This is a genomic window from Colwellia sp. MEBiC06753, assembly GCF_053470325.1.
In genome coordinates, this window is the sequence record NZ_JBQMTM010000006.1 from 178,344 (window position 1) to 184,343 (window position 6,000).

The following is a 6,000-nucleotide window of genomic DNA, read 5'->3' on the forward strand; positions in this document are numbered from 1 at the left end:
TTAAATCGGTCGTTAGCTCAGTTGGTAGAGCAGTTGGCTTTTAACCAATTTGTCGAAGGTTCAAATCCTTCACGACCGACCACTTCTTACGGCTCGTTATAGCTAAAGCAGTGTAAACTTAAATTCGCACCTTATCTATTTTATGTATCGGTCGTTAGCTCAGTTGGTAGAGCAGTTGGCTTTTAACCAATTTGTCGAAGGTTCAAATCCTTCACGACCGACCACTCTCTTGAGTGCCATCTTACTTTTCTCTAAATTTATTCATCATTAAATAGTCCAGCTAAATCTTAGTTATTTCTATATTATCCGTATTAAACTGGCGTAACGCTCTAGCGTATAAGTTATTTATGACACTAATATGAAGCTGTATACACATTTCCTCGATGTTAGCGTATAATTGCCGCCCATTTTGATAAACCCATTAGTGACGAGTTTTACGATGTCTCAAGCCAATTTAGCCGTAGATATTGATTTTCAATTTCCTGCAAAACCAATTCCTTTGTCAGCCGAAGAGAAAGCAAGCTACAAAGAAAGTATTAAGCAGTTACTAAAAGAAAAAAATGCGGTCTTAATTGCACATTACTACACTGATCCAGAAATCCAAGCGTTAGCTGAAGAAACAGGTGGTTGCGTAGCTGATTCACTTGAAATGGCGCGTTTTGGCAATCAACATCCTGCGCAAACATTAATTATTGCTGGGGTTAAGTTTATGGGAGAAACAGCAAAAGTGTTAACTCCTGAAAAAACTGTAGTAATGCCAACACTTGAAGCAACCTGTTCACTGGACTTAGGGTGTCCAATTGATAAGTTTGAAGCCTTTTGCGACCAACACCCAGACCGAACAGTTGTGGTATATGCCAATACTTCAACAGCAGTAAAAGCACGTGCTGACTGGATAGTTACTTCATCGTGCGCAATAGAAATTGTTGAGCATTTAGAAGAAAATGGCGAAAAAATCCTCTGGGGACCTGATCGCCATTTAGGTAATTATATTCAAAAGCAAACTGGTGCCGATATGCTAATGTGGCAGGGCGCCTGTATCGTTCACGACGAGTTTAAAACCAAGGCACTTAAGGATATGAAAGCATTACACCCTGATGCGGCAGTATTAGTGCATCCTGAGTCTCCTGCGGAAATTATTGAACTTGCTGACGCTGTTGGTTCAACAAGCCAATTAATTAAAGCAGCTCAAGAGTTACCGCATAAGAAATTTATTGTGGCTACCGATCGTGGCATCTTTTATAAAATGCAGCAGTTGTGCCCTGAAAAAGAGTTTTTTGAGGCACCTACAGCTGGTGAAGGCGCAACCTGCAGAAGTTGTGCCCATTGTCCTTGGATGGCAATGAACGGCTTAAAAGCGATTGAAGAAGCGTTAATTAACCCTGAAGGCAAAGAAGTATTTGTTGATATGAGCTTGCGTGAAGGTGCACTACGTTCAACCAACAAAATGTTGGAGTTTTCTGCGTCATTAAAACGCTAAAAAGAACTGTTACAATTATACCAATTGAATTAAATATTTGAACATTTAGCGAGAATTAAACGGCTTGTAGGCACAGGTTTGATGCTCCTGCAAAACCTAAGCACCTACATCCATGTAGGCGTGGCTTTGATTTTGATAATGGTTATTCCCTTATCAAAATCAGTAACGCAGGATATAAACCGTTTAAACTCGCCCTTCGGGAGCTCATCAAGAAAGTGATAACTTTACAAATTGTCTTGATGGAGAATGACTACACCGGCATCAATTTGCTTTGTTCTAACTTCCCTGACGTAGCTCTGAACTGGTTAAATATTTAATAAAATTGGTATTAGTTGCTTGAGAATTGAACAACTAATCGTTAAAAATGAACAAAGCCTTGCGAATACAAGGCTTTTTTTCTACCATAGCGCTGCTTTTACTAGCAGTTCAATCTTGATAACGTTGAAATGTTTTCAAGCATTAAATAAGGTAACGTGTCCGAGTGGCTGCCAAGTGTGATTACCACGCCAAGGCGTGCTCAGCCAATAAGCCTGAAATTAAAGTGACAGTAACACTCTAACATACTCAATAGTTCAAAAATGGTGACGTGTCCGAGTGGCTGAAGGAGCACGCCTGGAAAGTGTGTATACGGCAACGTATCGAGAGTTCGAATCTCTCCGTCACCGCCATTATTTTCTATGTTTTTATTGGTTCTCAGCTGAGTTTCTATTGATTTGGGACATTTTGGGGGCAATTAGTAGTACTTTCAAACCACGCTATACCATCTATAAATTAACTTTTATAAAACGGGTCATGTATTAAATATCGATTGATGTTTATTTATAGTAAGTTTATCTAGTGTATTTTTATAGTAAGTTATTAGACTTTAGACTTTTCAGCAAAGCTAAAGTTTACAGTGACCTAATAAACTAAAACCTATTTTAAATACTTTCCTTTCACGCCTACCATTTCTTCAACTATCTTAGCCATAGATTTAGTGTCTTGTGGTATCCATCGACCATAATGTTTTTTTACCATCGTTGTATCAGCATGACCTAATTGCCTAGCAACCCATTCTAAAGGAATATACTGCGAAACCATTTGAGATGCGAAAGTATGTCTACATTGATTTGGGCTTCTTAGTTTTATATTTGCGCGCTTTAAAATGTTGTGAAAGCGTGTTTCCATTGGCTTTTGCCTAAAAGGGATAGGTGTTTGTTTATTCTGTCTACTTTGGTCATTATAAAATACGAAAGTAATAGTTTCTTCAATTGTAGTTATTGAATCGTCTTGTATAACAGTAATTTCAGACGCTTGTATGTTAATACTATAGTTTTTTTGTTGATGTAGCCAGAATAACGCAGGCTCAAGTAACTCAATAGTTCTTTCTCGAACTAATTCTTTGGTACATTTATATTGACCTTCAACTTCTGCACGCTTGACTGACATTATTCCAAGTTCAAGATTAATATCTTCCCAAGCTAGCGCACGAAGTTCTGCAACAGATAAGCCAGTCCAGATTCCAAAAAGAAACATATGTTTGTCTTGAGGTCGTTCATAATCTAGTTGCTCAAGTGCGTAAATTTCATTTTTTGTAAAAGGATCTGCGTTACTGGCATTTACCTTTTTAGTCTTAAATTTACTAACTCTTTTCGCTAAATTAGTAGTGATAATTAAGTCGTCAAACGCATCTTCGAATACTTTGATTAAAATACCAAGTACTTCATTTGCTGTTTTTGGGCTCAATTTGTAACCAGCAGTTGGATGAATTAGGTGAAATTTAAATTTTTCAATTTCATTTTTTTTAACCGTTCTAATTTGCCTACTATCACCAAAATAGTTAAGAATATGTTTGGATTTAGATTTTACTGCTTTAAATCCGCTTTTGTGCCTATTTAGTTTATAAAGTTCTAGGTAAGAGTTTATGCCTTGACTAATTGTTCTTTTTAAGTCGGCTTCAATCCCTGTCGATACTTTTAATGCTCTTGGAGAATTAGGAAATTCTCGTAAATAGTCAAAACTACCAATTTTAATTTGAGCTTTAATGTTAGCAACGTAATTAGCCGCATATTGAATGTTTTTATCAGTTAACTTTAACTGTGGCATGGGTTCGCGGCACCGAACACCATCCACAGTAAAGCTTATTCTAATTGTTTGACCACGAACTTCGACTCCCGGCGGCAACTTAGACATTTGAAGCCATCCAGAGATCAATAGCTTTTACGTTATAAATGATTCTACCTTTAGGGTTTTTAGCCCAATGTACACCTTCTGCCCAGACAGCGCATCGACGGTATTCGCGCATTGCCATCTCAGAGATACCTAATCGCGCAGTTATTATAGAGGATAAAACCCATGGCCCTACGGAGGACTGAAAAATTGCTGTATTTAACATCTTGGTTATTTGATCAACTGAATATACTTGATTGTTCATTATTAATACCTTGTTTTTTATATGGTTACTGAGTACTTGTATATTTAAACATGGCGGCAGACCTGGACTCCCTCGGATTTTCCTGCGAACGCGACAAAATCCGTACCGCGTGCAATTTCGTTTGACCAATGGCAGGGTGTTGTGTGTTTTTTGTTCAAAATGTTTGGTTTATCAGTGCAACACAGGCCGGATTTCACGAGGAAATTCACTCAACTTAACCTGCGTTGGTGGCTCATCTTTGTATAGCTGTATGATTTCTTTAGTCATGACGTTAAAAAAGTAATGAATACCCTCATTCGTATTCAATATTTGCTGTGCAGTTGAGTAAGTAACGTTCGATAGCAGTGAAATTATTAACGCTGCATCAATGTTATTTTGACCTCCGTTATGAAAAAATTGGGGTAACGCTACACACGCTTCACTTTGTATAACGCTTTTAAATTTATCGATAATGAGGTTTTCAAAATAATAGTTGTGTTGTTCAACATCGACTTCGTCTAATTGGTTAATCATTTTTTACCGCTCTGATTAATTTACAGTGAAATAAGTTCATCACAGATTTTCAAACGGGCAAGTTATCCATCATTTTTATCCGTTGGCCAAAGGTGATGTTTATCATGAGGTAGCATTTCTTTGCATAAAAAGCATTGATACGCCATTACCTCCCCATCTTTTTGGCTCCGTACTGGTACGTTTAACATCGCGCCCAAATACTCTACTTCATGCCAATTGATGTAAGTGCCATAACGTTTTATTTTTCGCCGTAGCGCTTTGTCTTTACTTATTTGTTTGAGTAATTGCCAGGTAAGCTCAAACGGGAGGTCGTTTTGTTTGGCTGTGCGATAAATTGCGTTAATTTTTCGTTTTTTACTGAAGGCTTTATTCATTGAAATCTCCTTAAGTTGATTTAAAAGGCTAGGGGAGGCGCCTATTGGGCGCCTGACACATTGTTCAATCAAAGGGAATATCATACGCTGCACCATCAGGTGCGTATTTGCCGTACGGGGAGTTGCCGAACAAGCGATAGAACTGCTTTGTCACCATCTGAAAATATTGGTCATAGCGCTCATTGACTTCATCCAAGGTTAAAATATTGGCATATGGCTTTAACTCTCGAATAATTAATTCAAACTTGTAGTGAAGAGACTCAAGCGGGAGGTCGACGTATACACAGTGCACAAGGTTGCCCATTAAACATTTGCAAATCGCGGGTGTTAATACGTACTCGCTACCTTGTCCATCATCCACAACTCGCTCGGTAAGGGCGTTGGTGGCGCCACTTAAGTTCAGCTCCACTTGGCCATAACGCGGCGACTGTACAGTAAATTGATGATTAATATCGATGTTAAGATTTGTGTTAATAATCCGCTCAGGGTCGTATTCGTACGGTAAATCGGCTCCCGCTAACATAAAGCCAAGCATGGCATGCACTTTTGATTGAAATGGAGCGGCTACGCAAATCAGGTCGTTGATTAAAGCATTTGTCATTTATTTTTCCTTTTAAACGGGTAAAAAGCAGTTTTTGCTGCACTACGACCTATTGAAATACAAAATTTCTAACGCGCAACTTAGTGCTCAGCGACTTATTTTCGTGGCCTATTTTTCTTTGAAATGAGGGGGTAAATGGGTAAAGTAGTGATAAGAACAATAAACAAGGAAATACCCATCGATGAATAAAAGTCAGTTAGTAGAAAAAATTGCCGCAGGTGCCGATATTCCAAAATCAGCAGCTAACCGCGCACTTGATGCGTTAACGCAAAGTATTGGCGAAGCACTTGCTGGTGGCAGTGATGTTGCGTTAGTCGGTTTTGGCTCATTTAAAGTATCTGAGCGCGCAGCGCGTGAAGGCCGTAACCCACGTACAGGTGAAACTATTCAAATTGCTGCGGCGAAAGTACCGACCTTTAAAGCAGGAAAATCATTAAAAGACGCGTGTAACTAACACGTACTTTTCAACGGATAATCAAGCCCTCTTAATGAGGTAATGCCGTTCACTTAAGGTGAGCGGCATTTCTTTTTATAGGGTACCGAGCGGGTCGTTTCTTCACACATCGAGGAAATATTCTTTGCCGCCGGGGCTCTAAGATAAGGCTTTCAGCCATACCGT

At 38.8% G+C, this 6,000-nt stretch carries 7 protein-coding genes and 3 tRNA genes; 5 read left to right on the plus strand and 5 right to left on the minus strand.

Annotated features, from left to right (window positions below; genetic code table 11):
• The first annotated feature begins 6 nt into the window (after window positions 1-6).
• The 4 genes from ACOB82_RS07160 (at window position 7) to ACOB82_RS07175 (ending at window position 2,148) form a co-directional block, all read left to right on the plus strand.
• Window positions 7-82 (plus strand) — tRNA-Lys (locus ACOB82_RS07160).
• 66 nt (window positions 83-148) lie between these two features.
• Window positions 149-224 (plus strand) — tRNA-Lys (locus tag ACOB82_RS07165).
• A 215-nt stretch (window positions 225-439) separates the two neighbouring features.
• Entirely contained in the window at window positions 440-1,480 is a 1,041-nt protein-coding gene (gene nadA, locus ACOB82_RS07170) for a quinolinate synthase NadA (protein ID WP_448212278.1), read from the plus strand.
• A 580-nt stretch (window positions 1,481-2,060) separates the two neighbouring features.
• Window positions 2,061-2,148: transfer RNA gene (locus ACOB82_RS07175), tRNA-Ser, on the plus strand.
• Window positions 2,149-2,395: 247 nt separating this feature from the next.
• Here ACOB82_RS07175 and ACOB82_RS07180 read toward each other — a convergent pair.
• From ACOB82_RS07180 to ACOB82_RS07200, 5 genes are all read right to left on the minus strand, one after another.
• On the minus strand, window positions 2,396-3,652 hold the full coding sequence (locus tag ACOB82_RS07180) for an Arm DNA-binding domain-containing protein (RefSeq protein ID WP_448212279.1): 1,257 nt from the start codon (window positions 3,650-3,652) through the stop codon (window positions 2,396-2,398).
• Complete coding sequence (xisR, locus tag ACOB82_RS07185; protein WP_448212280.1) at window positions 3,645-3,893, minus strand: excisionase family protein; 249 nt, start codon at window positions 3,891-3,893, stop codon at window positions 3,645-3,647. Before xisR ends, ACOB82_RS07180 begins: the two co-directional genes overlap by 8 nt.
• A 171-nt stretch (window positions 3,894-4,064) precedes the next feature.
• Window positions 4,065-4,406 (minus strand): hypothetical protein, encoded by a 342-nt coding sequence (locus tag ACOB82_RS07190; RefSeq protein ID WP_448212281.1) that lies wholly within the window; start codon window positions 4,404-4,406, stop codon window positions 4,065-4,067.
• 62 nt (window positions 4,407-4,468) lie between these two features.
• Window positions 4,469-4,780, minus strand: a complete 312-nt coding sequence (locus ACOB82_RS07195; protein ID WP_448212282.1) for a hypothetical protein — start codon at window positions 4,778-4,780, stop codon at window positions 4,469-4,471.
• Window positions 4,781-4,844: 64 nt separating this feature from the next.
• Window positions 4,845-5,381, minus strand: a complete 537-nt coding sequence (locus ACOB82_RS07200) for a hypothetical protein (RefSeq protein ID WP_448212283.1) — start codon at window positions 5,379-5,381, stop codon at window positions 4,845-4,847.
• Between the two features lie 181 nt (window positions 5,382-5,562).
• On the opposite strand from ACOB82_RS07200, the gene ACOB82_RS07205 reads away from it, so the two are divergent.
• A complete protein-coding gene (locus ACOB82_RS07205; protein WP_448212284.1) occupies window positions 5,563-5,835 on the plus strand; it encodes an HU family DNA-binding protein in 273 nt (90 codons plus the stop codon).
• Window positions 5,836-6,000: the final 165 nt, after the last annotated feature.